Source organism: Pseudomonas sp. 2835 (genome assembly GCF_050435905.1).
Classification (GTDB): Bacteria; Pseudomonadota; Gammaproteobacteria; order Pseudomonadales; family Pseudomonadaceae; genus Aquipseudomonas.
Map to the genome: position 1 here is coordinate 84159 of NZ_JBNDLE010000007.1, position 26786 is coordinate 110944.

Annotated in this window: 23 protein-coding genes; 13 read left to right on the forward strand and 10 right to left on the reverse strand. The window is 63.4% G+C overall.

The genetic code is table 11. The annotated features are described in order from the left end of the window. Window position 1 precedes the first annotated feature (1 nt). Window positions 2-1060 carry a biotin synthase BioB gene (bioB, locus tag ABIE20_RS12255; protein ID WP_429505320.1) on the reverse strand — a complete coding sequence of 353 codons (1059 nt, stop codon included), beginning with the start codon at window positions 1058-1060 and terminating at the stop codon, window positions 2-4. Window positions 1061-1149: 89 nt separating this feature from the next. Here bioB and ABIE20_RS12260 point away from each other — a divergent pair, with 89 nt between their 5' ends. The 4 genes from ABIE20_RS12260 (at window position 1150) to rarD (ending at window position 4934) form a co-directional block, all read left to right on the forward strand. Beyond that, on the forward strand, window positions 1150-1887 hold the full coding sequence (locus tag ABIE20_RS12260) for a ComF family protein (protein WP_429505321.1): 738 nt from the start codon (window positions 1150-1152) through the stop codon (window positions 1885-1887). Between the two features lie 59 nt (window positions 1888-1946). Then, on the forward strand, window positions 1947-2711 hold the full coding sequence (locus ABIE20_RS12265; RefSeq protein WP_429505322.1) for a TOBE domain-containing protein: 765 nt from the start codon (window positions 1947-1949) through the stop codon (window positions 2709-2711). Window positions 2712-3006: 295 nt separating this feature from the next. Beyond that, entirely contained in the window at window positions 3007-3981 is a 975-nt protein-coding gene (locus ABIE20_RS12270; protein ID WP_429505323.1) for a serine/threonine protein kinase, read from the forward strand. Between the two features lie 65 nt (window positions 3982-4046). Continuing rightward, complete coding sequence (rarD, locus tag ABIE20_RS12275; protein WP_429505324.1) at window positions 4047-4934, forward strand: EamA family transporter RarD; 888 nt, start codon at window positions 4047-4049, stop codon at window positions 4932-4934. A gap of 98 nt (window positions 4935-5032) precedes the next feature. On the opposite strand, the gene ABIE20_RS12280 is transcribed toward rarD, so the two are convergent. Beyond that, window positions 5033-5551 carry a glycine cleavage system protein R gene (locus tag ABIE20_RS12280; protein WP_429505325.1) on the reverse strand — a complete coding sequence of 173 codons (519 nt, stop codon included), beginning with the start codon at window positions 5549-5551 and terminating at the stop codon, window positions 5033-5035. 435 nt (window positions 5552-5986) lie between these two features. On the opposite strand from ABIE20_RS12280, the gene ABIE20_RS12285 reads away from it, so the two are divergent. Continuing rightward, window positions 5987-8164 carry a malate synthase G gene (locus tag ABIE20_RS12285; RefSeq protein ID WP_429505326.1) on the forward strand — a complete coding sequence of 726 codons (2178 nt, stop codon included), beginning with the start codon at window positions 5987-5989 and terminating at the stop codon, window positions 8162-8164. Between the two features lie 105 nt (window positions 8165-8269). Here ABIE20_RS12285 and ABIE20_RS12290 read toward each other — a convergent pair whose 3' ends face one another. Beyond that, the gene (locus tag ABIE20_RS12290) at window positions 8270-8713 is read right to left on the reverse strand and encodes a response regulator (protein ID WP_429505327.1); all 444 of its coding nucleotides are present in this window, start codon (window positions 8711-8713) and stop codon (window positions 8270-8272) included. A 235-nt stretch (window positions 8714-8948) separates the two neighbouring features. On the opposite strand from ABIE20_RS12290, the gene ABIE20_RS12295 reads away from it, so the two are divergent. The 8 genes from ABIE20_RS12295 (at window position 8949) to ABIE20_RS12330 (ending at window position 19815) form a co-directional block, all read left to right on the forward strand. Next, window positions 8949-10886: a DUF294 nucleotidyltransferase-like domain-containing protein gene (locus ABIE20_RS12295; RefSeq protein WP_429505492.1), complete on the forward strand. Its 1938-nt coding sequence runs from the start codon at window positions 8949-8951 to the stop codon at window positions 10884-10886. Further along, complete coding sequence (locus tag ABIE20_RS12300) at window positions 10883-11593, forward strand: 3'-5' exonuclease (RefSeq protein ID WP_429505328.1); 711 nt, start codon at window positions 10883-10885, stop codon at window positions 11591-11593. The genes ABIE20_RS12295 and ABIE20_RS12300 overlap by 4 nt, the downstream gene beginning before the upstream one ends. A gap of 95 nt (window positions 11594-11688) precedes the next feature. Continuing rightward, entirely contained in the window at window positions 11689-12207 is a 519-nt protein-coding gene (locus ABIE20_RS12305; protein ID WP_429505329.1) for an RNA polymerase sigma factor, read from the forward strand. Beyond that, entirely contained in the window at window positions 12204-13184 is a 981-nt protein-coding gene (locus ABIE20_RS12310) for a FecR domain-containing protein (RefSeq protein WP_429505330.1), read from the forward strand. Before ABIE20_RS12305 ends, ABIE20_RS12310 begins: the two co-directional genes overlap by 4 nt. A 93-nt stretch (window positions 13185-13277) precedes the next feature. Continuing rightward, on the forward strand, window positions 13278-15722 hold the full coding sequence (locus tag ABIE20_RS12315; RefSeq protein ID WP_429505331.1) for a TonB-dependent siderophore receptor: 2445 nt from the start codon (window positions 13278-13280) through the stop codon (window positions 15720-15722). Window positions 15723-15730: 8 nt separating this feature from the next. Next, complete coding sequence (locus ABIE20_RS12320) at window positions 15731-16864, forward strand: PepSY-associated TM helix domain-containing protein (RefSeq protein WP_429505332.1); 1134 nt, start codon at window positions 15731-15733, stop codon at window positions 16862-16864. After that, the gene (locus ABIE20_RS12325) at window positions 16861-17046 is read left to right on the forward strand and encodes a hypothetical protein (RefSeq protein ID WP_429505333.1); all 186 of its coding nucleotides are present in this window, start codon (window positions 16861-16863) and stop codon (window positions 17044-17046) included. The genes ABIE20_RS12320 and ABIE20_RS12325 overlap by 4 nt, the downstream gene beginning before the upstream one ends. Window positions 17047-17115: 69 nt before the next feature. Continuing rightward, complete coding sequence (locus ABIE20_RS12330) at window positions 17116-19815, forward strand: dermonecrotic toxin domain-containing protein (protein ID WP_429505334.1); 2700 nt, start codon at window positions 17116-17118, stop codon at window positions 19813-19815. On the opposite strand, the gene ABIE20_RS12335 is transcribed toward ABIE20_RS12330, so the two are convergent. From ABIE20_RS12335 to waaF, 7 genes are read right to left on the reverse strand one after another with little or no spacing between them, the layout of a single operon-like run. Then, window positions 19812-21254, reverse strand: coding sequence for a lipopolysaccharide kinase InaA family protein (locus ABIE20_RS12335; protein WP_429505335.1), 1443 nt, complete (start codon window positions 21252-21254; stop codon window positions 19812-19814). The two genes, ABIE20_RS12330 and ABIE20_RS12335, sit on opposite strands and share 4 nt — an antisense overlap. Continuing rightward, window positions 21254-22006 carry a lipopolysaccharide kinase InaA family protein gene (locus tag ABIE20_RS12340; protein WP_429505336.1) on the reverse strand — a complete coding sequence of 251 codons (753 nt, stop codon included), beginning with the start codon at window positions 22004-22006 and terminating at the stop codon, window positions 21254-21256. The genes ABIE20_RS12335 and ABIE20_RS12340 overlap by 1 nt, the downstream gene beginning before the upstream one ends. Then, window positions 22003-22737: a lipopolysaccharide kinase InaA family protein gene (locus ABIE20_RS12345; RefSeq protein WP_123565328.1), complete on the reverse strand. Its 735-nt coding sequence runs from the start codon at window positions 22735-22737 to the stop codon at window positions 22003-22005. The genes ABIE20_RS12340 and ABIE20_RS12345 overlap by 4 nt, the downstream gene beginning before the upstream one ends. After that, complete coding sequence (gene rfaP / locus ABIE20_RS12350) at window positions 22737-23543, reverse strand: lipopolysaccharide core heptose(I) kinase RfaP (protein ID WP_429505337.1); 807 nt, start codon at window positions 23541-23543, stop codon at window positions 22737-22739. The genes ABIE20_RS12345 and rfaP overlap by 1 nt, the downstream gene beginning before the upstream one ends. Then, window positions 23540-24664, reverse strand: a complete 1125-nt coding sequence (locus ABIE20_RS12355) for a glycosyltransferase family 4 protein (RefSeq protein ID WP_429505338.1) — start codon at window positions 24662-24664, stop codon at window positions 23540-23542. Before ABIE20_RS12355 ends, rfaP begins: the two co-directional genes overlap by 4 nt. Further along, window positions 24664-25722 carry a lipopolysaccharide heptosyltransferase I gene (gene waaC, locus ABIE20_RS12360; RefSeq protein WP_429505339.1) on the reverse strand — a complete coding sequence of 353 codons (1059 nt, stop codon included), beginning with the start codon at window positions 25720-25722 and terminating at the stop codon, window positions 24664-24666. The genes ABIE20_RS12355 and waaC overlap by 1 nt, the downstream gene beginning before the upstream one ends. Then, window positions 25723-26772, reverse strand: coding sequence for a lipopolysaccharide heptosyltransferase II (waaF, locus tag ABIE20_RS12365; protein ID WP_429505340.1), 1050 nt, complete (start codon window positions 26770-26772; stop codon window positions 25723-25725). It abuts the gene before it with no gap. Window positions 26773-26786: the final 14 nt, after the last annotated feature.

The following is a 26786-nucleotide window of genomic DNA, read 5'->3' on the forward strand; positions in this document are numbered from 1 at the left end:
CTCAGGCCGAGGCGGCGTTGTAGAACAGCTCGCTGCTCTTCTGCTCCACCAAGGCCTGCTCGATGGCCGCCTGATGGACTTCGTCGGCGTGCTCTTCACCGGCTTCAGGCTGGATGCCCAGGCGCGCGAACAGTTGCATGTCCTTGTCGGCTTGCGGGTTGGCGGTGGTCAGCAGTTTCTCGCCGTAGAAGATCGAGTTGGCACCCGCGAAGAAGGCCAGGGCTTGCATCTGCTCGTTCATCGCTTCGCGGCCGGCCGACAGCCGCACGTGGGACTTGGGCATAAGAATGCGGGCGACCGCAAGCATACGGATGAAGTCGAACGGGTCGACTTCTTCGGCGTTCTCCAGCGGGGTGCCGGCGACTTTCACCAGCATGTTGATCGGTACCGACTCCGGGTGCTCCGGCAGGTTGGCCAGCTGGATCAGCAACCCGGCGCGGTCGTCCAGCGACTCGCCCATGCCGAGGATGCCACCCGAGCAGATCTTCATCCCGGCGTCGCGCACGTAGGCCAGGGTCTGCAGGCGATCACTGTAGGTGCGGGTGGTGATGATGCTGCCGTAAAACTCCGGCGAGGTATCGAGGTTATGGTTGTAGTAGTCCAACCCGGCCTCGGCCAGTGCCTGGGTTTGCTCAAGGTCGAGCTTGCCGAGGGTCATGCAGGTTTCCAGGCCCATGGCCTTGACCCCTTTGACCATTTGCAGCACGTAGGGCATGTCCTTGGCCGAGGGGTGCTTCCAGGCGGCGCCCATGCAGAAACGGGTCGAGCCGATGGCCTTGGCCCGGGCAGCCTCTTCAAGGACCTTCTGCACTTCCATCAGCTTCTGTTTTTCCAACCCGGTGTTGTAGTGGCCGGACTGCGGACAATATTTGCAATCTTCCGGGCAGGCGCCGGTCTTGATCGACAGCAGGGTCGAAACCTGCACGCGGTTGGCGTCGAAATGCGCGCGGTGCACGGTTTGCGCCTGGAACAGCAAGTCATTGAACGGCTGCTGGAACAGGGCTTTGACCTCGGCCAGGGACCAGTCGTGACGTGTTGTTGCAGTTGTGCTGGCGCTCATCGGCGGTTCCTTGTTTAGGCTTGTACAAGCGCCGGCACAGGAAACCCCGCCAGCGCATCACGGATAGCTCGCATAGTTAAGGAAGGCTGATGCACTGTCAACCACAAGTCAAAACCAAGGTTTACAACTGGTTATTTAACAACCATAGCTGTCTGCTCTGCAATGAAACGGCCGAGCAGCCCTACCCCTTGTGTGTCGCCTGCGAAAGCGAACTGCCCTGGCTGGATGAACATTGCCAGGTGTGTGCCCTGCCGCTGCCCATGCATGGCCTGGTTTGTGGCCAGTGCAGCCGGCGTCCGCCGGCCTTCTATCGGGTCGAGGCGCCCTGGCATTACGGTTTTCCGGTCGATGCGCTGGTCACCCGCTTCAAGCACAACAGCCAGTGGCCGCTGGGCCGCCTGCTGGCGCAACTGCTCGGGCGCTGGTTGATCCATCGTTTCGACGAAGGGTTGCCGCGCCCGTCCTTATTGCTGCCGGTACCGCTTTCACGGCAGCGTTTGCGCCAACGCGGCTACAACCAGGCGGGCATGCTCGGCAACTGGCTGGCGCAACAACTGGGTATCAGTTGCAACGGACAGGTGCTCATCCGCACCCTCGATACCCCGGCCCAGCAAGGACTCAAGGCACGGGCGCGCAAACGCAACCTGCGCCAGGCCTTCGCCATCCACGACAGCAACCTGATTGCCGGGCGCCACGTGGCGCTGGTGGATGACGTGCTGACCACTGGCGCCACTGCCCAGGCCTTGGCCAGCCTGCTGCTCAAGGCGGGTGCCCGGCGGGTCGATGTCTACTGCCTGGCACGCACCGCCAAGCCCGGCAGCGCTTGACTTGAACGCGGGGTGCGGGCACTTTCGGGCTGATTCCCATCAGGTGCCCGTTACCGCTTATGTCTCTGCCTGCCCTGCTCACCCAGCACATCGTCCGCCGCCCGCAGCGGATTGCCTTGCTGCAACACATTGCCGAACAAGGCTCGATCACCCGTGCGGCAAAAAGCGCCGGCATGAGTTACAAGGCCGCCTGGGATGCCATCGACGAGCTCAACAACCTGGCGGCCAGCCCGCTGGTCGAACGCAGTGTCGGCGGCCGTGGCGGCGGCGGCGCAAAGCTGTCTGCCGAAGGCCAGCGGGTATTGCGCCTGTACCAACGTTTGCAGGCGCTGCAGACGCAGATTCTCGAAGCTGCCGAAGACGCCAGTGATCTGGACCTGCTCGGCCGCCTGATGCTGCGTACCAGTGCGCGCAACCAACTGCACGGGCGCATCAGCTCGATTGAGACCCTGGGCCGCTATGACCGCATCAGCCTGACCCTGGCGGGCGATCTGCGCATCGACGCCGAAATCACCCACGACAGCACCGGGCGCCTGGAGCTCAGCCCCGGTACCGCCGTCGTCGCGCTGATCAAGGCGGGCTGGTTGGAGTTGCTGGGCCTCGGTGAGCAACCTGCCGAGGGCTACAATTGTTTGCCGGTCAAGGTCGATGCCCTGCTGGACGCCGCCGAGGGGCCCACCGAAGTGCGCCTGGCCCTGGCCAGCGGGCAAACCCTGTGTGCCTTCGCCGAAGCCCGCTGGCTGAAGGACCATCAGGTCGTTATAGGCAGTGACCTTAAGGTGCAGTTCCAGCCTTCCTACGTACTTCTCGGAACTCCGCTATAAACTGCCACAAAACCGTCATGCGCCCTGACTAAGGTGACTGCCAAACCCGCAGGAAGCCTGTCGGGCAATGGCCAGTGGCAGTTCATCCAGGATTCGCCCTACAACCGGCGCATCCATGGCAATACGCCCATCAGCCTCAGCGGCCCTGGGCCGCTTCAAGCACGAGAACGCCGCCCTGGCCGGCGCATGAGTCTGGCGCTGGCAAGGCCAGCTGCCAATACAGATCCGCCGCGGGAGCCGATGTGCGATACCATGCAGGAACCTTGCGGCCACCTGCCGCATAGCAGGAGCGAGCATGTCCCACCCCTTTGAAACCCTCACCCCCGACCTGGTCCTGGACGCCGTGGAAAGCATCGGCTTTCTCAGCGACGCCCGGGTGCTGGCACTCAACAGCTACGAGAACCGGGTCTACCAGGTGGGCATCGAAGGGGCTGAGCCATTGATCGCCAAGTTCTACCGTCCGGACCGCTGGAGCGACGCGGCGATCCTCGAAGAACACAGCTTTACCGCTGAACTGGCCGAATGCGAAGTGCCGGTGGTGGCACCACTTGTCCACAACGGCGAGACCCTGTTCGAGCACAGCGGCTTTCGTTTCACCCTGTTCCCGCGCCGCGGCGGCCGCGCGCCGGAGCCGGGTAACCTCGATCAGTTGTATCGCCTCGGGCAACTGCTCGGCCGCCTGCATGGGGTCGGCGCTACCCGCTCGTTCGAGCACCGCGAAGCGCTGGCGGTGGATAACTTCGGCCATGCCTCGCTGAACACCCTGCTCGAAGGCAACTTCATCCCCAAAAGCCTGCTGCCGGCCTTCGAGTCGGTGGCCCGCGACCTGCTCAAGCGGGTCGAGGCGATCTACGCCAGCACCCCGCACCAGGTCATCCGCCTGCACGGTGACTGCCACCCCGGCAACATGATGTGCCGCGACGAGGTGTTCCACATCGTCGACCTTGATGACTGCCGCACTGGCCCGGCGGTGCAGGACTTGTGGATGATGCTCGCCGGCGAGCGCCACGAGCGCCTGGGCCAGCTCGCCGAGCTGATGGATGGCTACAACGAGTTCCACGATTTCGACCCGCGCGAGCTGGCCCTGATCGAGCCCCTGCGCGCCCTGCGCCTGTTGCATTACAGTGCCTGGCTGGCCCGGCGCTGGGACGATCCGGCGTTCCCGCGCAGCTTCCCTTGGTTCGGCCAGGAGCGTTACTGGGGTGACCAGATCCTCGCCCTGCGCGAGCAAATGGCGGCGCTGGATGAAGAACCGCTGAAATTGTTCTGAAGCGCACGCGAGTCTGTCTACAATAGCCCCCTGCTTTTAGATAGCTGCCTAAGCAAGGAATCTGCATGCACGCCGCCAACCCGCGCCGCGGGTACATCCTGGGCCTGAGCGCCTATATCATCTGGGGCCTGTTCCCGCTCTACTTCAAAGCGCTGCAAAGCGTCCCCGCGGTAGAAATCATCGTCCACCGGGTGCTCTGGTCGGCGCTGTTCGGCTCGTTGCTGCTGCTGGTCTGGAAGCATCCGGGCTGGTTACGCGAACTGCGCGAAAACCCCAAGCGCCTGGCGATCCTGGCCCTGAGCGGCTCGCTGATCGCCGGCAACTGGCTGACTTACGTGTGGTCGGTGAACAACGGGCGCATGCTTGAAGCCAGCCTGGGCTACTACATCAACCCGCTGGTCAACGTGCTGCTGGGCATGCTTTTACTCGGTGAACGTCTGCGCCGTTTGCAGTGGGTCGCAGTAGGGCTGGCCGCACTCGGGGTGGCGCAACAGGTCTGGCAGGTGGGCAGTCTGCCGTGGGTATCCCTGGTACTGGCACTGAGCTTTGGCTTCTACGGTCTGATCCGCAAGCAAGCGCCGGTAGCCGCCCTGCCCGGCCTGGTGGTAGAAACCTGGATGCTGGTGCCGCTGGCCATCGGCTGGATGTTGCTCAACCCCTTGGCCCATAGCGCCCAGGCCAGTTTCTATACCAGCAGCGAAGCACTGTGGCTGATCGCCGCCGGCCCGGTCACCCTGGTGCCGTTGGTCTGCTTCAACGCCGCCGCACGGCACCTGCCCTATACCACCCTGGGCTTCTTGCAGTATCTGGCGCCCACCCTGGTGCTGCTGCAGGCGGTGTGGCTGTTCGGCGAGCACCTGTCGAGCAGCACGCTGGTGGCCTTCATGTTCATCTGGGCGGGTCTGGCGCTGTACAGCGTCGACGCCTGGTTGAGCCTGCGTCGACGCAGCTGATCAAAAAACGCACAACCCTCTACAGGCCACGTAAACCGTGGCCTGCAGCGACATCTCCAAAGCTTATCCACAGGCGCATCCCCGCAAAACCGGGATAACTACTCCTCGGGGCGCAGGTTCAACTCGACCATCAGATCGTCGGCCAGATCCTCCAGCTTGCCCTGCAAGACATCCAGCGACAGTGTCAGCGGCACCGCCAGCAAGGCATCAGCATGAAACAACGGCTCGCTGCTCATCGGCGCCGGGCGCACCTCGGTGGTCAGGCGCTCGACGTTGACACCCTGGTCGGCCAACAGCCGGGTAATGTCGCGCACGATACCCGGGCGATCATTGCCCACCAACTCCATGGCGATCGGCTTCCAGGTGCAGGACGGCTCGATGCCGCTTTCGGCGATCAGCACACGAATGTCGTACTTGCCCAGGGCCTGCAGCGCCTCGACCAGTTCATCGTAGGACTCGGCCGGCACCGCTACCTTAAGAATGCCGGCAAATTGGCCAGCCATCCGCGACATGCGGCTCTCCAACCAGTTACCGTTATGCTCGGCAATGCATTCAGCGATACGCTCGACTTGCCCGGCCTTGTCGGGGGCGATCACTGTCAATACGAGATGATCCACGCGCTAACCCTCTGCTTTTAACGTTCAGCCCCCGAAATCAAAGGGCGCGCAGAAAGTATAGGCAAGGCGCGGCAACCTGCCGCAGGAGCTGCGATTGACTAATCGTGTACTGTTTCAAGATTTATCTGGAACAATCTGCCGCTTTTTTGAGAACATACGAACTCCCAGCGTGACCCTATGCGACCAATTGGTCGCAGAACGACGTATTTAGTCTGATTTTCACAACCGCAGCGCATCATGTAGTATGCCGCAGCGTGGACTACAAAACGTTGGATCGATGTCTGCCAAGGCGCCTGTGAAAATACGCCAACACCCGCCAGCCTGTCTGGCAGGCCGCACCCAGCCGCCCACAAGGGCATGTTCTGGTGCCGTGTTTAGAGAAGCGCGCAAGGCTTAAATAGAAGAGCTGAATAGCTGAGCAGAGTGAGGCAAGCAATGATTGAACACGTTCAAGTCGGTGGCCTTCAGGTCGCCAAAGTCCTGTTCGACTTCGTGAACAACGAAGCCATTCCCGGAACCGGCGTCAACGCCGAGCAATTCTGGGTGGGTGCGGAAAAGATCATCAACGACCTCGCTCCAAAGAACAAAGCACTGCTGGCCAAACGTGACGCACTGCAGGCGCAGATCGATGCCTGGCACCAGGCACGCAAAGGCCAGGCTCACGATGCCGTGGCTTACAAAGCCTTCCTTCAGGACATCGGTTACCTGCTGCCAGAAGCTGCAGACTTCCAGGCCTCGACCCAGAACGTCGACGACGAAATCGCCCGCATGGCCGGCCCTCAGCTGGTCGTGCCAGTCATGAACGCCCGCTTTGCCCTGAACGCCTCCAACGCCCGTTGGGGTTCGCTGTACGACGCGCTGTATGGCACTGACGCCATCAGCGAAGCTGGCGGCGCGGAAAAAGGCAAAGGCTATAACAAGGTTCGCGGCGACAAAGTGATTGCCTTCGCCCGCGCCTTCCTCGACGAATCGGCACCACTGGCTGCCGGCTCCCATGTCGACTCCACTGCTTACCGCATTGAAGGCGGCAAGCTGGTTGTCGCCCTCAAGGGTGGCAGCAACAGCGGCCTGCGCGACGATGCCCAGCTGATCGGCTACCAGGGCGACGCCTCGGCACCGACTGCGATCCTGCTCAAGCACAACGGCCTGCACTTCGAAATCCAGATTGACGCCAGCACCCCGGTCGGCCAGACCGATGCCGCCGGCGTCAAGGACGTGCTGATGGAAGCCGCCCTGACCACCATCATGGACTGCGAAGACTCGGTCGCCGCCGTCGATGCCGACGACAAGGTAGTGATCTACCGCAACTGGCTGGGCCTGATGAAAGGCGACCTGGCCGAGAGCGTCAGCAAAGGTGGGCAAACCTTCACCCGCACCATGAACCCGGACCGCGAATACACCGCGCCAAACGGTGGCTCAGTGAGCCTGCATGGCCGTTCGCTGCTGTTCGTGCGTAACGTCGGTCACCTGATGACCATCGATGCCATTCTCGACAAGGATGGCAACGAAGTGCCGGAAGGCATTCTCGATGGCCTGGTCACCAGCCTCGCCTCGATGCACAACCTCAACGGCAACACCAGCCGCAAGAACAGCCGCACCGGCTCCGTGTACATCGTCAAACCGAAGATGCATGGCCCGGAAGAAGCCGCGTTCACCAACGAGCTGTTCGGCCGTATCGAAGATGCCCTGGGCCTCAAGCGCAACACCCTTAAGGTCGGCATCATGGACGAGGAGCGCCGCACCACGGTCAACCTCAAGGCCTGTATCCAGGCGGCCAGCGAGCGCGTGGTGTTCATCAACACCGGTTTCCTCGACCGTACCGGTGACGAAATCCACACCTCCATGGAAGCCGGTGCCGTGGTACGCAAGGGCGCCATGAAGACCCAGAAGTGGATCGGCGCCTACGAAAACTCCAACGTTGATATCGGCCTGGCGACCGGCCTGCAAGGCCGCGCCCAGATCGGCAAGGGCATGTGGGCCATGCCGGACCTGATGGCCGACATGCTCGAGCAGAAGATCGCCCACCCGCTGGCCGGTGCCAACACCGCCTGGGTGCCGTCGCCGACTGCCGCAGCGCTGCATGCCCTGCACTACCACAAGGTTGACGTATTCGCCCGTCAGGCGGAACTGGCCAAGCGTGCACCGGCGTCGGTCGATGACATCCTGACCATCCCGCTGGCGACCGACACCAACTGGTCGGACGACGAAAAACGCAACGAGCTGGACAACAACGCCCAGGGCATCCTCGGTTATGTAGTGCGCTGGATCGACCAGGGTGTCGGTTGTTCGAAAGTGCCGGATATCAACGATGTCGGCCTGATGGAAGACCGCGCCACCCTGCGGATTTCCGCGCAGTTGCTGGCCAACTGGCTGCGCCACGGCGTGGTCAGCGAAGCGCAAGTCCTTGAAAGCCTCAAGCGCATGGCGCCGGTGGTCGACAAGCAGAACGCCAACGACCCGCTGTACCGCCCGCTGGCACCAGACTTCGACAACAACATCGCGTTCCAGGCGGCGGTCGAACTGGTGGTTGAAGGCACCAAGCAACCAAACGGTTATACCGAGCCGGTGCTGCACCGTCGTCGTCGCGAGTTCAAGGCCCGGAACGGCCTGTAATCGCGTTGCCTTCATCGCGGGTCAAGTCGGATCGCCGCACCGCAGCTCCCACAGTCCACTCTGTGGGAGCGGCGGTGCGACGATCCGACTTGACCCGCGATGGCTTCAGCCTATCCCCAGTTCCCTGCGCACCAACCCCACCAGCTTGTCCAGATCGATCGGCTTGAGCAGAAAGTCGACGACGCTCAAGTGCATCGCCTCGATGGCGTCTTTCACATCCGCAGCCCCCGACACAATGATGATCGGCATCGCCGCGCGCTCCGATTCGCGTATGTGGCGTATCAGCTCAAGCCCACCGAACGAGCCCATGCGCAGGTCGGTGATCACCAGGCCAATACCCCGCTCCTTGACCAGACACTCCAGCGCCTGCTTGCCGCTGTTGGCGGTCAGGCACTTGATGCGCTTGGAGCTCAGGTACCTGGCCAGGGCTTCGCGGGCCACGCGGTTGTCATCAACGATCAATACCTTCGGCGGCGCGGCCGGTGGCGCGGTCACCGACGCCAGCGCCTCACGCTCGGCCTCGCTCAGTATGTCTTCATGGTCGGACATGGCTGTCTCATCATCAATGACCTGCAAAATGTCCTGTGAATCAAGTTCAGACCGCATTGAGATTACTTGCAAACTGCCTTTCGTCGGGTAATTGACACATGACGCAACGCTTCAACAGCCTGACGCGTTTTATAGACTTACGTCCAATGGGCACTGAGCAGCCCGCGACCGACCATGAACAACGAAAACAACAAGGTCGATGGTCACAGCTCGACACAAAGACGCGGTAATGCTCATGAGCAAAAAGGACGCCTTCGCCCAGGCAGGAAAGACTGCAGTCATGCAGAACATCCAGGGGACCATGCAGTTTCTGCAACGCTTTCCACCCTTCAATCAGATGGAGAACGCCCACCTGGCGTTTCTCGTCGAACAGTGCCAGCTACGCTTCTATGCGGCCAATGACAGCATCATCAAGCCCAGCGACGGCCCGGTCGAGCACTTCTACATCGTCAAGCAGGGCCGGGTGGTCGGCGAACGTCAGCACGTAACCCGCCCGGGTACCGAAACCACCTTCGAAATCACCAGTGGCGAGTGCTTCCCACTTGCCGCCCTGCTCGGCGAGCGGGCCACCCGCACCGAGCACCTGGCAGGTGAAGACACCTTCTGCCTGCAATTGAACAAGGCTGCGTTCATCCGCCTGTTCACCCTGTCCGAAGCTTTCCGCGACTTTGCCCTGCGTGGGGTCAGCAGCCTGCTCGACCAGGTCAACCAGCAGGTCCAGCGCCGCGCGGCGGAAACCCTCGGCAACCAGTATTCGTTGAACACCCGCCTGGGTGAGCTGGCCATGCGTCATCCGGTGGTCTGCGATCCGGCCACACCGCTGCGTGAAGCGGTGCGGCTGATGCATGAGCAACAGGTCGGCAGTATTGTCATCGTCGACGAGCAGCGCTTCCCCATTGGCATCTTCACCCTGCGCGACCTGCGCCAGGTGGTCGCCGATGCCAGCGCCGACTTCGCTCAGCCGATCAGCCGGCACATGACCGCCGCGCCGTTCTACCTGAGCCCGCAAGCCAGCGCCTTCGATGCCGCCATCGCCATGACCGAGCGCCATATCGCCCACGTCTGCCTGGTCGAAGAACGGCGCTTGTGCGGCGTGGTCTCCGAACGGGACCTGTTCTCCCTGCAGCGGGTCGACCTGGTGCACCTGGCGCGCACCATCCGCCACGCCAACCGGGTCGAGAACCTGGTGTCGCTGCGCGGTGAAATCAGCCAGTTGGTCGAACGCATGCTCGCCCATGGCGCCTCTTCGACGCAGATCACCCAGATCATCACCCTGCTCAACGACCACACCGTGTGCCGGGTGATCGAGCTGGCCATCGAAGACAAGGGCGACCCGGGCGTACCGTTCAGTTGGTTGTGCTTCGGCAGCGAAGGCCGCCGCGAACAGACCCTGCACACCGACCAGGACAACGGCATCCTCTTCGAAGCCCGTGATGCCGCCCATGCCGCCGAAATACGCGGGCGCCTGCTGCCGCTGGCCCAGCACATCAACCAGGGCCTGGCGCAATGCGGCTTCAGCCTGTGCAAGGGCAACATCATGGCCGGCAACCCCGAGCTGTGCCTGTCCCGCGCCGAATGGGCACGGCGCTTTGCCGCTTTCATTCGCGAAGCCACGCCGGAAAACCTGCTGGCTTCGAGCATCTACTTCGACCTGCGGGTGGTCTGGGGCGACGAGCAAGCCTGTGAACAACTGCGCAAGAGCATTCTCGAGCAGGTAGCTGACAATCGCCTGTTCCAGCGCATGATGGCCGGCAATGCCCTGCGCCAGCGCCCGCCGGTGGGCCGCTTCCGGGAATTTGTGCTGACCCGTCAGGGCAACGACAAGGCTGCCACCCTTGATCTCAAGGTCCAGGGCCTGACGCCGTTCGTTGATGGTGCCCGTTTGCTGGCCCTGGCCAATGGCATCGGCGCCAACAACACCCTGGAGCGCCTACGCCAACTGGTAGCCAAAGAAGTGATCGACCCGCTCGACGGCGCCGCCTATGAAGAGGCTTACCACTTTATCCAGCAAACCCGCATGCAGCAGCATCAACTGCAGAGCCGGCAGAATCTGGCGTACTCCAACCGGGTCGACCCTGACAGCCTCAACCATCTGGACCGGCGTATCCTGCGCGAGTCCCTGCGTCAGGCCCAACGCCTGCAAAGCAGCCTGGCCCTGCGGTACCAGCTATGAGCCTGTTTGCCTGGCTACGCCCGAGCCAACCGCAGCTCGACGAGCAACTGCGCCAGCGCGTGCAACAGCTGAGCGCCCCGGCGCCGCTGGCCGAACACAGCCTGCGCCAGCAGCGCTGGGTGGTGCTCGACCTGGAAACCAGCGGCCTGAACCTCAACCGTGACCAGGTGCTGTCGATTGGCGCAGTTGTGATCGAAGACGGCGCCATCGACTTCAGCCAGCAGTTCGAACGCACCCTGCACCAGCGCGACCACAAGCTCACCTCCAGCGTCCTGATCCACGGCCTGGGCCCCAGCGCCATTGCTGCTGGCTGCGATCCGGCCCAGGCGCTGCTGGAGCTGATGGACTTTATCGGCGACAGCCCGCTGCTGGCCTTTCATGCGCCGTTCGACCAGCGCATGCTCGCCCGCGCCTTGAAGGAGCACCTGGGCTATGGCCTGCAGCACCCGTTCTTCGATGTCGCGGAACTGGCGCCGCTGCTCAACCCGCAGATAACCCTGCGCGAAGCCGGGCTGGATGACTGGACTGCCTACTTCGGCCTCGAGGCGGCCGAGCGGCACAACGCCAGCGCCGATGCCCTGGTCACCGCCGAGCTGGCGCTGATCCTGTTTAGCCAGGCCCGGCGCCAACAACTGGACAGCCCGGCCTTGCTCGACCAGCAATTGCACCGGCTACGCAGGCGTCGGCAACAGAGCCATGGCTTTTAAGCATCATCCGATGAGCGTGAATTGCGTCTGACGGGGAGCTTCTGCGACAATCGCGAATAATTCTCGTTAGTTAACGCATCTTCCCGGGGAACGCCTTGTCGTCTGTGCAAAGCCCACACACTGAGCTGGTCGGTACGCTGTACCGTGACCATCGCAGTTGGCTGCTCGCCTGGCTGCGGCGCAACATCGCCTGCGCCGAGCGCGCCGAAGACCTGAGCCAGGACACTTTCGTGCGCCTGCTCGGGCGCGAGCAATTGCCTGCACCGTGTGAACCACGGGCGTTCCTCCTCGCTATCGCCAAGGGCCTGTTGTTTGACCACTTTCGCCGCACAGCACTGGAACAGGCGTACCTGGCCGAGCTGATGCTGATCCCCGAAGCCGAACAGCCCTCACCGGAAGAACAGCAGCTGATCATCGAAGACCTCAAGGCCATCGACCGCCTGCTCGGCAAACTGTCGAGCAAAGCCCGGGCGGCGTTCCTGTACAACCGCCTGGACGGTCTGGGCCATGCCGAAATCGCCGAGCGCCTGGGGGTTTCCGTGTCGCGGGTGCGCCAGTACCTGGCCCAGGGCATGCGCCAGTGCTACGTGGCGCTATACGGTGAGCCGACATGAACAGCAAGCCGGTTTCGGCGCGGGTGCTGGATGCCGCGATTGCCTGGCAGCTGTGCCTGGATTCCGGCAGCGGCAGCGCCGATGAGCGCGCCGAGTTCGCCCGCTGGCATGCCGCCAGCGAAGAGCACGCCCGGGCCTGGCTGCAACTGGGCATGCTCGACCAGCGTTTCAGCGCCGCCTCCGGCCCTGCGCGCCAGGCCCTGCTGCAATCTCGCGCCGGTCTGCGCCAGCGTGTGCGCAAGCTGGGTAGCGGCCTGGCCAGCCTGGTGCTGGTGGTCGGCGTGCTGAGCTGGGTCAGTGCCCATCAGTCGCTGGGCTACTGGCTGGCCGACCAGCGCACCGGCACCGGTGAGCAGCGTACCTTGCGCCTCACTGACGGCACCCTGATCAGCCTCAACACCCATTCGGCGGTGGATATCCGCTTCGACGAGAAAGAACGCCTGATCGTCTTGCACGAAGGTGAAATCTCCATCGAAACCGGCCACAAGGACGATCGCCCGTTTGTAGTCACCACCGAAGACGGCCGCCTGCGTGCACTGGGAACGCGCTTCCTGGTCAAGCTCGAAGACCAGGGCACGCGCCTGAGCGTGCTGCAATCGGCAGTGGCGGCGCGCCCGCAAGACAGCGGCGACGAGCAGATTTTCAAGGAAGGCCAGCAGGTGCTGATGAACCACGACCGCCTGGGCCGCGCCGACGGCCTGGCCGCCGGAGCCGACGCCTGGACCCGCGGCATGCTGGTGGTCGACAACGTGCGCCTGGCCGACCTGGTCGAGGAACTGGGGCGTTACCGCAGCGGGCATCTGGGGGTTGCCGACCAGGTGGCCGACCTGCGCATTACCGGTAGCTTCCCACTCAACGATACCGACCTGGCGCTGACGTCGTTGCTGCCGACCTTGCCGGTGCAGATCGAGCAGCGCACACCGTGGTGGGTGACGGTGGTGGCTAAACGCGATACCTCCGCGAGCAGCCTGAAATAAAAATCAAAATTATTTTCACTACCCCCTGACACTTTTCCCAACTCACTCGGCAAGGAAGCTAGTTAGCACTTACTTCCGTCGAGGAGCCGCTGTATGTCCCGCGCTTTTGAGAACTTCCTGCGTCCCAGCCTGCTGGCCGTGGCCATTGCCCTGACAGCACCTCTGGCGAGCAGCCCGCTGATCGCTGCCGAGCAATCGGCCAGCCTGCGCAGCTACAACCTGCCTGCCGCGCCGCTTTCGACCTCGCTCAACCAGATCGCCAGCCAGGCTGGCATCGCCCTGGCCCTGGACCCGAGCCTGGCCAGTGGCCGCACCTCGGCGCCGGTCAACGGCCAGTACGACGGCGTCGGCGCTCTGCAAGCGGCCCTGCGCGGCACCGGCCTGCAACTGCAGCAGAGCAGCGCCGGCACCTACAGCCTGGTCGCCACCCCCGAGGGCACCCTGGCCCTGCCGGAAACCAGCGTCAACGCGCGCAGCGACTACGAAAGTGCCTGGGGCCCGGCCACCGGCTTCACCGCCACGCGCACCGCAGCCGGTACCAAAACCGACACCCCGATCGTTGAAGTACCCCGCTCGATGAGCGTGATCACCCGCGAACAACTGGACGACCGCCAGGTCCTCAACCTCAACGACGCCCTGCGCTACACCGCTGGGGTACAAAGCAGCGGTTACGGCTCCGACCCCCGCGCCGACTGGCTGCGGGTGCGCGGTTTTGACCCGACCCAGTTTCTCGACGGCCTGCCGCTGCCCAAAGGTTCGTTCGCCAACCCGAAAGTCGAGCCGTGGAACCTGGAGCGCATCGCCGTGCTGCGCGGGCCGGCCTCGTCGATTTACGGCCAGACCCCGCCCGGCGGCATGCTCGACATGGTCAGCCGTCGCCCCCAGGCTGAAAGCGCCCACCAGGTCGAAGCCCAGGTTGGCAGCAACAACCATCGCCAGATCAACTTCGACAGCACCGGCAAGATCGATGATCAAGGCCAGTTCCTGTATCGCGTCAGCGGCGTGGTCCGCGACAGTGGCGCGCCGACCGATCATGTTCCGGACAAGCGCTACAACCTCGCGCCTAGCCTGACCTGGAACATGAATGAAGACACCAGCCTGACCTTCATCACCCAGTTCACTCGCGACGATACCGGCATCAGCGGCCAGTTCCTGCCGCTGCAGGGCACCAAGCTGGGCTCGCCGGCTGGCGACATCTCCCACCACAAGAACCTCGGCGACCCGGACTGGGAGTTCTACGATCGCACCTACTACGCCCTGGGCTACGCCTTCGAGCACCGCCTGAACGATGTCTGGCAGTTCCGCCAGAACCTGCGCTACACCAAGAGCGATCTGTCGTTCCAGGGCATCAACGTCGCGACCATGAACAACGATACCTCCACCCCAGGCGGCAGCGTCGAAGCAGACGGCAGCGTTCCGCGCGAAACCGGCATCGTCAACGAAGACATCAGCCAGTTCGCCATCGACAACAACTTCCAGGCCGACTTCCAGACCGGCGCCCTGAGCCATACCCTGCTGATCGGCCTCGACCACCAGCGTTCGAACACCAACTACCGCTGGGACTACGGCCTGAGTCCGAGCGTACCGCCAGGCAACGTGATCAACCCGCCGTACGGCCAGGATTTTTCCAAGGTGTCGTACTTCACCATGTACGACTACGGCCAGAAAATCCGTCAGACCGGCTTCTATGTACAGGACCAGATCGCCCTGGACAACTGGCGCCTGACCCTGGGCGGGCGTGAAGACTGGGTGCACACCGGCACCACCTTCCACAACCAGAACGATGCCACCAGCACCGAGCGCGACAAGGCCTTCACCGGCAACGTCGGCCTGAGCTACGTGTTCGACAACGGCGTGACCCCGTACATCTCCTACACCGAGTCGTTCCAGCCGACCACCGGCGCCGCCGTCGCCTCCACGGACTCGTTCAAACCGACCGAAGGCCGCCAATACGAAGTCGGCATCAAGTACCAGCCGGTGGGCAGCAAGAACCTCTACACCGCTGCCGTGTATGACCTGCGCCAGGACAACGTCAAAGTCACCGAAGGCAACATCACCCAGCAGGTTGGCCAGTTGCAGGTTCGCGGCCTTGAGCTGGAGGCCACCACCCAGGTGACCGAAAACCTCAAGCTGATCGGTTCCTACAGCTACACCGATACCGAGATCCTCAAGGGTGCGGCCAACGAGCAAGGCAACCGCATGGCGCTGATCCCGCGCAACCAGGCGACCCTGTGGGCCGACTACACCTGGCACAGCGGCCTGCTCGACGGCTTCGGCGTCGGCGGTGGCGTGCGCTATGTCGGTGACAACTACGGCAACACCACCAACACCGATCTCGGTTATGTCGGCTCCTACACCGTCTACGACGCCTCGGTGCATTACGATCTGGGCCGCAAGGTCAGCACGCTCAAGGGCATGACCGTCGCTGTCGAAGCCAAGAACCTGTTCAACAAGGACTACCTGGCCAACTGCGACGGTTACTGGTGCTACTACGGTGACGAGCGCAACGTGGTAGCCAGCGTCAACTACAAATTCTAAGGCCCTGGATGAACAGCCTAACCATCCGTCGCTGGTCCTTCGTGCACACCTGGACCAGCCTGATCTGCACACTGTTCCTGCTGATGCTGGCGGTCACCGGCTTGCCATTGATCTTCCATCACGAGATCGACCACCTGCTGGGCGATGCGCCTGAGCTCAGGGAAATGCCTGCCGACACGCCCAGGCTCGACTTGCAGGAACTGGTGGTCAAGGCCCAGGCCCATCGCCCGGGCGAGGTGATGCAGTACTTCGGCTGGGATGAGGACGACCGCAACGGCGTGATCGCGATCATGGCGGCTACCGCAGGCACCGAGCCGAACTCGTCGCACACCTTCATGCTCGATGCGCGCACCGGTGAAGCGGTGGAAATGCCTTCGGCCAACGGCGGCTTCATGATGACCATGCTGCGCCTGCACGTGGACATGTTTGCCGGTCTGCCCGGCAAGCTGCTGCTGGCGTTCATGGGGTTGTTGTTCGTGGTGGCGATCATCTCCGGCGTGGTGCTCTATGCACCGTTCATGCGCCGGCTGAAGTTCGCCACCGTACGCAACGACAAATCCACGCGCCTGCGCTGGCTCGACCTGCACAACCTGATTGGTATCGTCACCCTGACCTGGGCGCTGGTGGTGGGCGTTACCGGGGTGATCAGCGCCCTGTCGGACCTGGTCATCGCCGCCTGGCGCAACGACAGCCTGACAGCGATGGTTGCGCCCTACCGCGATGCACCGCCGCTCACCGAGCTGGCACCGGTGAGCCGCGTGCTGGATATCGCCGCCGAGGCCGCACCGGGCATGCAGCCGGACTTCATCGCCTTCCCCGGTACGCGTTTCTCCAGCGAGCACCACTACGCGGTGTTCATGAAGGGCAGCACCCACCTGACCGCGCACCTGCTGACGCCGGTACTGATCGACGCCAGCAACCTGCAAGTCACCGCCATCGGCGACCGCCCCTGGTACATGGACGCCATGGGTCTGTCGCAGCCGCTGCACTTCGGTGACTACGGCGGCCGGCCAATGCAGATCCTCTGGGCAGTGCTGGATGTGCTGACCATCATCGTCCTGGGTAGCGGCCTGTACCTGTGGGTCGTGCGCCGCCGGGCCAGCAAGCCGGTTGCCACCGCGCAAACGGAGATGCTGCGATGAAACGCAAGTCATCAGGTTTGCGGGCCGTATTCGGCATACCGACAGTCATTGCCCTGCTGGGCGCGCTGGGGCTGTTCGCTGCCCTGCTCGGCGATGGCTGGTGGGACGCGCTGGCCTGGGTCGGCTTGGGCTTGCCGGCGCTATACAGTTTGCGCGGGCTATGGCCTGCCAGGGGCAACTGAATACATGTATAGCGACAGTCACTGAACAGCGCCCCCTAGCATGACCTGCTCACCACCGGGAGACAGGTCATGCAACCCCTCGAACGCCTCGAAGAAATCGACAGCGCCATCCACAGCATCCTCGCCGATACCCCGCAAGGCCCCTACATAAAACTCGGCCAATGGCGCGCCGCCCTGCGTCAGTACTACAACCAGCCCTTTCGCCCCGACAGCCAGCAAAGTCGCCGTGAACGCCTGCGCACACTATGCGCCGGCCAGTGGCAGGCGGAGGCCGACCTGCGCCTGGACGACCTGACCATGAGCCATGCCCAGCATCGCCTGGTCTCACGCATCGTTACCCACCCCAGTGCGGCGTTGCGCCAAGGCCTGCCTCGCGCCGAGCAGGCCCAGATCAAAGCGGTAGTACTAAGCGCCAGCCAGCCCTTCTGGCGCACTCAACTTCGCAGTTGCCTGGTGATCACTGCCGCCGAAACCGAAGATGAGGTGGTGCTGTTCAGCCTGGCGCATGGCTTCGAAGGTTTCAATAACCTACAGGCACTGACAACCGAACTGGCTGAGCGCCTGGACGACGAGGTGCAAGGCGCTGGGCTGCTGGACCTGCTACCGGCAGAACGCCAGCTACAATGCCGCTCGGCGCAGACGATGACTTTGGCGACGCAGGAGCAGGACGTATTCCAGCACTTGCTCGACGCTGTCATCGCCCATCAACGCCGCGCCCTGAAAAACGCCTGGCACGCCGCTGCCGCACCAGGCCCGGCCATCGCCCTGCAGACCCGGCTGGGCAGCGCCGGGAGCCTGGCAACCCGCTACAGCGCACTGCTGGACCGGCATATGCCGCCATGGTTCAGAAGTACCCCGCTTCAAGGCCTGACCCACATGATGCAGTCATTGCAGGAGCTGGCCAGCGCCATCGAACTGGCCAGCGCGCCAGGCCTGCTGACCTTGCAGCAATTCCAGCAGCGCAACACCCTGCTCGACTATTGCCGCGACACCTTGCGCCGGCGACTGCTAAACGATCATGGCCAGGACCTGGACCCGGATAAGGTTCTGGTCAGCACCACGCTGATCCACCAGGGCGGACCGCTGCACATTCCCACCAACCCGGGCAGCAGTGTTCCCGGCAGATCACGGCCTCAAGCCGGCGACATACTGATTCCTGTACGCCGCAAACGCACACTCAGCGAGCTGGCCCTGGAAAATGTCAGCCTGCTCGATGTCGATTACTGGTTGACCGCCCGCATTACCCACAGCGATGGCCGAGCAATACCCTGGCTATCAGCGGGTTACGTCAAACGCATGGTCCGCGACCTAGATGTTGCCGGCAGCTATGAGCAATTCCTGCGCCGGCATTTACTCACTGCACCGGCCTCACACTGGCGCCGCCAGGCCTACCGGGACATTAGCCGTGCACGCATGCGCGCCGAAGCGATCAAAGGCCGCTATGCCGGTTATTTTCGCCCCGATCGAGAGGAGCGCGGCTACCGCTGGGCGATGAATGTGATCGACTACCCCGACAGCAGCAACCGCCCGGCTGTGGCAGGACAAAAGCTGGATGTTCAGCAACTGCTGATAGCGGGAGCGACAGCCCAGGGGGTATTGGTAATCAGCCCGCAAGCGACTCAAGGCTTGCCGTCAATACTGCTCTACACCCCCGACGCACCGGACCGTAAACCCTGGCGCGAATTCGATGATCGCAGCCAGTTGTGGCAAGCCCTGCAGCAAAGCCCGAGCCTGCAAGCCTACCTGATCGGTCGTTTGGCCCGGTCAGCGCAAACAGCTGCTCGTCACCTGTTTGCAAGTCAGCATAACCAGGGCCAGGTACAATCATTGACGATTTCCGCGGACTTTTTTGCCCAGTGCTACCAGGCCGAAGTCCGCCACTTCATCAGCAATGCCGCAGCCCAAGGCACAAGCACCGGACAGCTCGACGCCGAGCAGGTGTGGCAAGGCATATGGCTGATAGTTGACCTGATTACCGTGTTTCTCCCAAGCAGGGTGCAGGTGCCACTGGCCTTTGCTCGCTGCCTGTGGTCGATCTGGGACGGGCTGGAAAGCCTTCCCCAAGCAGATGCAGCGAAAACGCTTGAACACTTCTACGGCGCGCTGTCGCACGCCACCGATGGCCTGGCTCATCTGGGCGGATCGGCCTTGATGCGCCAGACCATGCGCAGGCTTCCAGGACGGGCACCGAAGCTGATAAGCCCGCACCTGGCCACCCAGATCAGCCCCGACAAATTGCGCTATCGCATCGATGGCCACTATCACGAAGGGGTGTATGAACAGGTATCCGACTATCAGGGATTGAGCCAGTACTACATCAAGGATCTGGCCGACCGTTACTACCGGGTAAGCTTCGACGGCAGCCGCTGGCGCATTCAGGACCCGCGCCAACCCGACGCCTACCTGCACCTGCCGATCCGGCGCAATGCCCAAGGCCACTGGGAATACGATGCACCCGTGCGCTGGAGTGAAGGCCTGCCGGATCTGCCCAGGCTGATCGATGACAGTCAGCTTGCAACGCCAATGCTCGCAACCGCGCAAGAAAATGGAATACTCAACAGTGGTGGGCGCTACTACCTGCAGTGGGGAGCCCGGCAACTGGCCGTGGAACCCAGCCTGCTGATGGACCAATACCGGCTGGTACTGCCCGACCATCTAAAGGGCGCAATCCCCACCAGCATCAGCCTGCGTTGGCAAACACCGAACTGGCACATCCGCGTTCGTCAGACGGGACGTGCCAGTGACTGGTTGCCCTTGCCCGAAAACTAGCCTTCGAGCGAAGGCAGTGCAGCGTCCAGACGCTGATGCAGGGCGCTGCTGGCGGGCCAGTTACGCAGCAGCCGCGCGCGGTCGCGGGCAAAGGCCTGGGCGAAGCTCATCTGGGTGGTGTGCTGGCACATGGCATCGAGGTCGATCAACGACCATTGGCCGTCCTGCCAGAACAGGTTGTGGCCTTTCATGTCGCCATGGCTGATGCGCTCGTGGATCAGTTGCCCGAGCAGCTGTTGCAGGGCCTGCAACTGCTCCTCTGGCACCTCGCCAGACTCGACATAAGGCGCAAAGCAGGCCAGCAAGTCCGGGCCATCGGCATACTCGGTGACCAGGTAGGCGCGGCTGCGCAAACCCATGAAACGCAGCTCCTGGACCGCCAGCGGCTTGGGCGTGGCGATGCCGAGAAACTCCAGGCGATGCCCTTCGATCCACGAATGCCAGGCCCGGCTCGGGCGCCAGAAGCGTTTGAACCAGTGGGCGGTGTTCTTGATGTTGTAGCGTTTGAGCACCAGCGGCCGGCCATCGACCTCGACTTTCGCGACACTGGCGGCGCCACCGGTTTTATACAGGTGGCCCTGGTCGATCAGGCTATCGGCCTGCTCCAGCACCGGCAGCATGGCGGCCGCTTCGTTGCGGCGGATTGAACGCAGGACCGACGGGCCACGCTCGACGCTGAACAGCGTGCACTCGCGTCCGGCCTTGTCGAGGTAGTCCTTCAAACGCCAGTTACGGACCTTGTCGATTTGCTTTTGCAGCGCTTCGAGCGGCAGCGCATGCTCGGCGTTGGCCAGCAGGTAATGCACCAGCAGCTCTTCGATATAAGGTTCAAGTCGCTTGGGCAACTGGGCGAACAGCACCCCGAGGTTGTGCAGCACTTGTTGACGCGACAGGGGCTGGCCGAGGGTTTCGGCCTTGATCCCGGCGCCGTCGATCAAATACAGCTGGCCGTTGTGGCGCAGCAGGTTGTCCAGGTGCAGGTCGTCCTGCCACAGGCCCTTGGCATGCATCTGCGCCACGGCGGTCAGTGCTTCACCGAGCACCAGGTGCTGTTCATCGGCCAGCGGCGGCAGGGCTTCGACCTGCGCCCAGGCATCGGCCAGGCTTTGCGCGTTTTCGAGAAACTCGAACAGCAGCCAGCCGCCCTCGCCTTCGCGCAAGCCATCGGCCAGCAGCAGCGGCGTGGTCAGGCCTTGCGCGGCCAACAGCCGCGCACCGTCCAGCTCGCGTTGAAAATGCCGGGCGGCGCTGCTGCCAACCAGCAACTTGGCCAACACAGGCTTGCCGCGCCAGATCCCGGCGCCGACGTAACGCTGGCCGGGCAGCACCCGCAGCAGGCTGAGCAATTGCAGCTCGGCACTGCCAGCGGCGTCGGCCAGGCTGATATTCAGCGGCAGGTCCGGGCTGCGCCCGGCATCCTTGAGTTCAGACAAACGCATCAGCGAGCCTCTTTCTCACGGCGGCGGCGCGTCAGGCGCTGCAGCCAGGTATCGACCAGCGGGCTGTCGCTGGGCTGGTCCAGGTAGGACGAGAGCATCACCCGCACTTCAGCTTCGCTCCAGATCGGCGCCCGGCGCAACAACGGCTCCAGGTCCTTGAGCCGGTCGCGCATGCCCAGCAGCAGCGGCCGGGTTTTCTCCAGGTCGATCAATTGCGCCAGCCAGCCATCACTGCGGGTGCGCAGGAAGATATGCTTGGGATAGAAGCAGCCGTGCACCTGGTTGGCCGCGTGCAGAGTGCGCGCCAGTTGCCCGCAGGCGCGCAGGATGCCCTGGCGCTGGCCGATGTCCAGCTGCGGCCACTGCGCCAGCAGGCTGTCGAGGTCGCTCCAGTCGTCCAGGGCGCGGGTCATGAGGATCGCCCGGCGTTCGCCTTCAACCTTGCGCTCGCCGTAATACACCGCCTGCAATGCGGGAATGCCAAGCTTCTGGTAGCGGCTGATATTGCGAAACTCGCGGGCGAAGGTCGGCTCGCCGAACGGCTTGTGCAATGTGCGGGTCAGGTAGTCGCTCTGGCGCTTGAGGTAATAGCCCTTGCCTTCAAGCTCCAGGCGATAGACGCTGCTCCAGCCGCCCCGGCCGGTGTTGGGCTCATCCACCGCGTCGAGTTGCAGCGCCCAGAGCTGGTCGAAACCGTTGAGGCCATGGCGCTCAAGCAGTGCCATGTCGGCACTGGCAAGAAAATCAGTCATTCGCGTCCCTCGAAAAACGTCACCACATGACGAATGCGGCGCTTGTCCGATTCATTCAGACGCTCACGCCCGCGGTACTGCAGGTAAAAGCGCAGACGCTGGGTGTTGGACAAATGGTATTTGGCCACTTTGTCCAGGCACGCCAGGTCTTTGGTGATGCGGTAACGCAGCATGAAGCCCCACCAGAAATCGCCGGTCGGGCAGTCAATGAAGAATAGCGTGGCCTGATCGTCCACCAGCAGGTTGCGCCACTTCAGGTCGTTATGGGTGAAGTGGTGGTCATGCATGATCCGCGTGTGGCGGGCCAGCTGACGGCTGATGTGGTCGACCCAGCCGCGATCGGCCAGCCGTGCATCGTTGCGTTCGGCCAGGGCCGAGAGATCTTCGGTGCGCGGCAGCTCGCGAGTGATCATCGCCCCGCGGCCAAAGGCCAGGCCATTGCGCTCATGACCGAAGGCGACCACTTCGGCGGTGGGAATGTCCCACTTGGCGAACTGCTTGAGGTTCTGCCATTCAGCCTTGATCCGCGGCCGGCCCAGGTAGCGGCGCAGGCCTTTACCAGCACCGGTATAGCGTTTGACGTAATAGTTGACCCCATCGCGCTCGACCCGGATCACTTCGCTCAGCGGGTCGTGGGTCAGGCGCTCGCCCTTGAGGGCGAACACTGCGTCGATACTGCCAAAATCCGTCGCCAGGGCCTGGTAGGCAGGCTCCAGTTTCCAACCCGCCATCAGAGCGCGTCTCCGTACCGTTGTTTACGCTCGTAGAGCTTCTGCGCTTTGCCTTCCAGCCAGGCCAGCAACCCGGCTTCCTCGGCCAGTATCTGGCGTAGAGGCTGCTGGAAGTAGCCGCGCAAAAAGCGCAACTTGTCACGCCGGGTCAGGCCGATGTCCAGCGCCGAGAAGTACAGCGCGGCCAGGTCCTTGTCACGCCAGCGGCGGGAGATTTTCGCCCGGGTCTGAGCGCGATGCAGGTCGATGACCGACAACTTGAAGTCGTCGGCCGTCACCGGCCGGTCGGTGTGCAGCAGGAAATGGCAGATGTAGCAGTCGCGGTGGTTGACCCCGGCGCGGTGCATCATGCCGGTCATGCGCGCCACTTCGGCGATCAGCGCACGCTTGAGGCGCGGCTGCGGTGGTTGCTTGAGCCAGTCGATGCTGAAGTCTTCAAGGCTGACGGTCGGTGCCAGCTCTTCAGTGACGATGAACGAATGCTGGGTCGCCGGGTTGTCGCCACGTTCGCCATAGGCAACCGCGGTCATGGTCGGCACCCCGACTTCGTGCAGGCGCTGGATGGCCTGCCATTCCTGGCCGGCACCGAGCACCGGCAGCTTGGCGGTGAACAGGTTCTTGAAGATCTCGCCCCAGCCGATACCGCGATGGATTTTGACGAAATAGCCACGGCCTTCGACCTCGGTGCGCAGGGTACGGCGGCCTTCCAGCTCGCGGTACACCTCGCCTTGCAAGGCTTCAACGGCCTCGAAGGCATCGCGCCCGGCCCACAGGCGCTTAAACGGCTCAGCCAGTATCAGTTTCATGCGCGCTCCTGCGCCAGGATCACGTCGGCGGCGTGCTCGGGCATGCTGTAGAGGTCGGCCGTATCGGCAAATGCCAGGCCATTGCGCGCCCAGTCGGCGCGGGCCGAGCCATCTTCGAGCATGCGCTGCAGGTAGCGATTGAGCTGCTCCTGCTCGAACGGCTCGTCGAGCACCAGGCCGCTGTCGGCTTCGGCGATGTAATGGGCGTAGCCGCACACGGCCGAAACCAGCACCGGCAGCCCGGCCACCAGCGCTTCAAGCAGCACGGTACCGGTGTTTTCGTTGTAGGCCGGGTGAATCAGCAGATCGGCGCCGAGCAGAAAACGCGGGATATCGCTGCGACCCTTGAGGAACTGCACCTGCTCGGTCAGGCCGAGGGTCGCGCTTTGCAGTTGGAACACCTTGGGGTCGTCCTGGCCGATAACCATCAGCCGCGTGCGCTTGCGCAAGGCCGACGGCAAGGCCGCCAGGGCCTTGAGGCTGCGGTCGACGCCCTTGGTCTTGAAGCCCGAGCCGATCTGCACCAGCAGCAGCTGATCGTCCTTCAGGTCGAATTCGCGGCGGAACTCAGCGCGGATCTCGGCGGCATTGGCCGGTGCCCGACGGTCCTGGCTGATGCCTGGAGGCAGCAGGTGGAAGCGCTCGATCGGCGTGTCGTAGTGTTTGATGAACAGCGGCTGCTGGACTTCGGAGATCATCAGGATCTCGGTCTTGGCATCCTTGGCGAACACCGCCCGCTCGTACTCGGCAAAGTGCCGGTAACGGCCCCAGCGCCGGTACAGCGAATTACGCAAATTCTGCGCCTTGTCTTCAAAGCAGCCGTCGGCGGCGTAGTAAACATCCAGGCCGGGCATCTTGTTGAAGCCGATCAGGCGGTCGACCGGGCGCTTGGCCAGGTCCGCTTCCATCCAGGCACTGAGTTTCTCGTTGCGCCGGTGGTTGAACAGTGCCTTGACCGGCGCCACCAGCACCTCGAAGCCCTCGGGCACGTCACCTTCCCAGATCAGCGTATAGACACGGATCTGATGACCGCGACGCTGGCACTCCAGGGCAATGCGCATGAAGTCGCGCTGCAGGCCACCGAAGGGGAAATACTTGTATAGAACAAAAGCCAGTTGCATCAACGAACATCCTCAGCCAGCAGCAACGCGCGCAATTGGCTCGCCACACGCTCGGGATTCAGGCGAGTGAAGCACAGCGGCCACTCGCGTTTGAGATCGAACCGGCGCTGGTCGTCAGCGCTCGGTTTGTAGGTACATTTTTTCTGCAGGCACGGCGCACAGGCAAAGTCGCTGGCGATGTGCACCTGGGACTTGCCATAGGCCCCGGTCAGCCCCGGGTTGGTCGGGCCGAACAGCGACAGGGTCGGCACATCCAGTGCCGCCGCCAGGTGGCCGAGGCCGGTATCCACGGCAATGCAGGCCTTGGCTGCGGCCAGTACCCGGGCAACGCCCACGAGGTTGAGCTTGGGCAATACCTGGCAGTTGCCCAGGCCTTTGGCGATGCGCTCGGCACGCGCCTGCTCGGCCGGGTTGCCCCACGGCAAGCGTACCTGCAGGCCTTGCTGGCCAAGGCGTTCGGCCAACTGGCGCCAGTAGGCTTCCGGCCAGTGCTTGGTTGCCCAGGTGGTGCCGTGCAGGAACACCACGAACGGCGCTGCCGGCGGCAACTGCAGGCGGTTAAGGTCGAGGCCGTAATCACCCAGGCCTGCCGGCAGGTTGTAGCCCAGCGCCAGGGCGAACAACTGGCGCACCCGCTCCACCGCATGCTGGCCGCGCTCGACCGACAAACGCCGGTCGTAGAAGCGGCTCGACAGCCCTTCACGGGCCGAGTAACGGTCCATGCCAGCCACCGGCGCCTTGACGTAGCGGGTCAGCCAGGCCGACTTGACCAGGCCCTGGGCGTCGATCACCAGGTCGTACTTGCGCTCGCGCAGACGCTGCTTGAACTGGCGCCATTCGCCGCTCTTGAAGGTTTGCCAGAGGTTCTTGCGCCAGCGGCGGATGGCCACCGGGATAATTTTGTCCACTGCCGGGTGCCAGCTGGGGATCTCGGCGAAGCCTTCTTCCACCACCCAGTCGAAGCGGATGCCGGGGATGGCCCGGGCAGCGTCGGTCAGCGCCGGCAGCGCGTGGATCACATCGCCCAGGGACGAGGTCTTGATCAACAGTACCCGCACTTAGTCGACCTCGGCCATGACATCGATAAGGCTTGGGCCATTCAGGCGCTGCAGCGCAGCTTCCACGGCTTGCGGCTCAAGTTGACGCAAGCAGTTGTAATGGCCGAAGCGGCAGGTACGGTCGAAGCACGGGCTGCACTCCAGGCCCAGGCGCACTACTTCGACCTGATCGGCCAAAGGTGGGGTAAAGCCCGGCGAGGTTGAACCGTAAACTGCCACCAGCGGGCGGTTCAGCGCCGCCGCCACGTGCATCAGCCCGGAATCGTTGGACACCACCGCATCGCTGCACGACAGCAAGTCGATGGCCTCGGCCAGCGAGGTCTCGCCGCTGAGGTTGGTCGCCTCTTCGCGCAGGCCCGGGATCAAGCGGCCACGAATCGCCTCGCCGACCGCGTGGTCGTTCTTCGAGCCGAACAGCCAGACCTGCCAGCCTTCGCGGATCTTGGTCTCGGCAACCTGGGCGTAATGCTCCGACGGCCAGCGCTTGGCCTCACCGAACTCGGCGCCGGGGCACAGCGCCAATACCGGGCGGTCCAGGCTCAGGCCGAACTTGGCCAGGGCAGCGTCGCGGCTCTGCGCTTCGATCTGCAGGCTCGGCCGCGGGTACGGCTGCGGCAGCTCGGCGCCGGCCGGGTAAGCCAGGGCCATGAATCGCTCGATCATCAGCGGATACCTGGCCTTGTCGAGCTTGCGCACGTCGTTGAGCAGGCCAAAGCGCAGCTCGCCGCGCCAGCCGGTGCGCTTGGGGATACCGGCAAAGAACGGCACCAGCGCCGACTTCAGCGAATTGGGCAGCAGGATCGCCTGGTCGTACTGGCCGGCCAGGGACTTGCCGATACGCCGGCGCGTGGCAAGCTCCAGCGCGCCGTGGCCTAGCGGGAAGCTCAAGGCCTGGCGCACTTCAGGCATGCGCTCGAGGATCGGCCGGCTCCACTCGGGGGCCAGCACATCGATCACACATTCCGGGTGACGCTGCTTCAGGCACTGGAACAGGGTCTGCGCCATTACCATGTCGCCCACCCAGCTGGGGCCAATGATCAAAATTCTCATGCTTTATCCAGAAA